This is a genomic window from Roseofilum sp. (assembly GCF_982964205.1).
This window is the reverse complement of sequence record NZ_CEZBFX010000207.1, coordinates 1-3,540: the sequence shown is the minus strand read 5'-3', so window position 1 is coordinate 3,540 and position 3,540 is coordinate 1. Positions and strand designations below refer to the sequence as shown.

3 protein-coding genes are annotated in these 3,540 nt (G+C 42.5%); all 3 read left to right on the top strand.

Features of this window, described 5'->3' with window-relative positions:
• Positions 1-1,775: 3'-5' exonuclease (locus AC3A14_RS24310; protein WP_487779225.1), on the top strand; the 1,775-nt coding region annotated here is incomplete at its 5' end.
• Positions 1,776-1,977: 202 nt separating this feature from the next.
• The gene (locus tag AC3A14_RS24305) at positions 1,978-2,853 is read left to right on the top strand and encodes a hypothetical protein (RefSeq protein ID WP_318732801.1); all 876 of its coding nucleotides are present in this window, start codon (positions 1,978-1,980) and stop codon (positions 2,851-2,853) included.
• 70 nt (positions 2,854-2,923) lie between these two features.
• A partial coding sequence (locus tag AC3A14_RS24300; protein WP_487779224.1) for an AAA family ATPase occupies positions 2,924-3,540 on the top strand: 617 nt, incomplete at its 3' end.

Genomic DNA, 3,540 nt, shown 5'->3' with positions numbered 1-3,540 from the left:
ATTATCGGGGACGGGTAATTTCCGAAGTTTATGAACTCTATCAAAAGCGGTTAGCTGAAAATAATGCCCTCGATTTTGATGACTTAATTTTAGTCCCGGTGAACTTGCTACGAAAAAATGAGCAAGTATTAGCCTATTGGCATAACCGCTTTCATCATATCTTAGTCGATGAATATCAAGATACAAACCGCACCCAATATGATTTAATTCGTTTGTTAGCTACGGGAGGAGTCCAAAGCCGTGACTACAAAGATTGGCAAAGTCGCTCCATTTTTGTCGTTGGAGATGCCGATCAATCGATTTATAGCTTCCGCATGGCTGACTTTACCATTTTGATGGATTTTCAACAAGATTTTGGCGATGGTTTATCAGACCAGAAAAGCGAGACCATGATTAAATTAGAAGAAAACTATCGCTCGCGAGAAAATATTCTACAAGCAGCGAATGAGTTGATTCAAAATAATAAAGAGCGAATTGATAAGGTATTACGCCCCACTCGTGATTCTGGAGTGCCAATTACTTGTTACCAAGCCGATAATGAAATCGACGAGGCGGAATTTGCGATCCGTCAGATGCGTCAACTGGAACAAAAGTATCCGGATATCAATTGGGGCAGCTTTTCCATTTTGTATCGTACCAATGCCCAGTCTCGTGCCTTTGAGGAAGTATTGGTAAGACAAAATATTAAATATCGGATGGTTGGGGGATTAAAGTTTTACGATCGCAAGGAAATCAAAGATGCCATTTGTTATCTCAGGTTATTGATTAATCCGGCTGATACTGTCAGTTTATTACGCATCATTAATGTTCCTCGTCGTGGCATTGGCAAATCCACCTTAGATCGGCTGCTAGGTGCATCCTCAGAACTGGGGATTCCCCTATGGGAAATCATCAGTGATGAAACTTCCGTGCGTACCTTAGCCGGACGCTCAACTAAAGCAGTGATGGGCTTTTATAAGCTGATTACTCGTTGGCAAGAACGTCTCGAAACTGAAAAAGCCTCTACCATTGCCCAAGGAATTTTAACCGACTCTGAATATCTCAAAGATTTAAAATATCAAGGAACTGACGAATCCGAAAACCGCTTACAAAACTTGCAAGAGTTATTTAGTGCCATTATCCAATATGAGGAAGAAACTGGCGATACCCATTTATCCAGTTATCTCAATTATGCCCCCTTACAATCGGAGTTAGATAACCTGGAAGAAGGGGAAAATGCTGTTACCTTGATGACCCTTCATGCAGCGAAAGGTTTAGAATTTCCAATCGTATTTTTAGTGGGATTAGAAGAGGGTTTATTTCCTAATTTCCGCAGTATGGATGACCCCGCAGCCTTGGAAGAAGAGCGGCGCTTATGTTATGTAGGAATTACCCGCGCTCAGGAACAATTGTTTTTAACCCATGCCCAAGAAAGACGGTTATGGGGAAACCGGGAACCGGCAACTGCATCTCAATTTTTAGCTGAATTACCCCGCGAGTTATTAAAGGGGACTACCCAATATCAAGCAAGAGTGACTTCCCCAAGTCCCGCCCCTCAAAAAACAGTGAAAAAGCCGGTTAAGAAATCCGAAGCTAAGGTGGGAACGAAGGCTAAAATCCCTAAAGGAAAAAACAAGGGTTGGCAAGTTGGCGATCGCGTCCTTCACCGCAGTTTTGGAGTCGGACAAGTTACCCATGTTTTTGGCAAGGGAGAACAGCAATCTGTAGCGGTTCAATTTACAGGTTTAGGGCGCAAAATTCTGAATCCAAAAGTTGTTCCTTTGCAAAAGTTATAAGTTCTTGTCGTTAGGTTAGAATCGAATCAGAAAAACTTCAACATAGGAGTCCTGTTGCTCTATACTTGCCATACGCTAGGAAAATCAGGAAGTGGGAGCAACAAACTAAGAATTTTTGCTTATTGCCTAGCCCGTAGCCCTATATTGACGCATTGCAGGGATAGACTTCAGAATAGAGAAAGTCTTCAAGTAGGAACGAAAGATGGCTGATTCAATTATTGAGTTACTTGATGAATTACCGTCGGATAACCTGACGGTAAAGATGCTCAACGCTCTGGATTTTGTTGTCCCTGGAGAGTGGGAGAATGTGGTGGGTTGCGATCGCACGATTGAAGTCGTAACCGGGGAAACAGACGGCGATCGCATCCGGGACATCCGCAATCGAGCGATCGAGCTGTACAATGATACCAATACTGGCTATCAAGGAGCTATTTGGTTGTACAAAACCATCGATAATGCAGATAAAGCACTCGGTGCGGCTGCTATGGCGAATAAAGTAGGCGAAAAAATTGGCTTATTAGGATTTTTAAATCGATTAACTCCCAAAGCTGATACTACTCAATCGGTAGATTTATGCTTAAAATTAGTCACAGAATTGATTGCTTACAGCAAGCTGAATGGACTTCCTGTTCTCAATCCAGGTGAATTTGTTGCCGAATTGACCGAGCATTATCACGGAGCCTCCCTAATGCGGATGGCGGCATTAGTCTCCGTCGATGGTTTACTCCCTTTGGGGCCAAATTTCTTACAAAAAGTTCACTCAACCTTAGATGGTGGCAGTGCATTGGAAGGGAATCCGGTTTTTGGAACCATTGCTAACTTCATTCCTGGTGATGACAAATTAGGGTTTATTAGCGAGACATTTGGTGCGGTTGAAGGATGGATGGGCAATTTAGTCGGTTCCGTCGGCTTAACCCCTGAAAGCGTTTTTGACCACATCGGAGGATTTATTGATTTCTCTGATGATGCGTTAGATTTAGTGGGGGCTTTTCTTGACCAATCGACAGACTATTATCGCCATACCGGAATTCAAACTGTTGCTCATAAATTATTCCTGCAAGCGGCTGAAGACGTTTAGATTTACCCAATTTTGACTGATAATTGTGGTTGGGTTATTGCTAACCCAACTTAACTTAAATAAACTCTCCATGGAAATTCTATCTGTCAGTCTGAAAAATTTTAAGTCCCACGCCGATCTCTATTTAGAGTTTGAAGTGGGAAGTAATGCGATTTGCGGGGAGAATGGTGCAGGGAAAACATCGATTTTGGAAGCTATTGCTTGGGTGCTATTTAACTCTTGTCAATATCAGCGAGAAGAGTTGATTCGCAAAGGAGCTAAAAGTGCCCAAGCCACAGTACACTTCATTTCTAATCGCGATGGCAGAACCTATCAAGTGAAACGCTGTACCCGTCGCGGATATGAGCTTTACGATCCACAGATTAACTGTAAGCTCGATCCGACTAAAGTGAATGATGTGTTGCTCTGGTTACAGGAACATTTGGGCGTTCCGAAAGATACGGATTTAGCAAAACTCTTTTCAGAAGCAATTGGAATTCCCCAAGGAATGTTTACCAGTGATTTTCTCAAAAATCCAGGAGAGCGGAAAACTGTATTCGATCCTATTTTACGAGTTGAAGAGTACAAAAAAGCTTATCAAGCTTCGCGGGATTTAGAACAATTTGCACAGGATGAAGTGACAACCTGCGAACAGCATTTAGAGCGATTCGATCTGCAATTGGAAGATTGGCAAACACTCCAAGATCG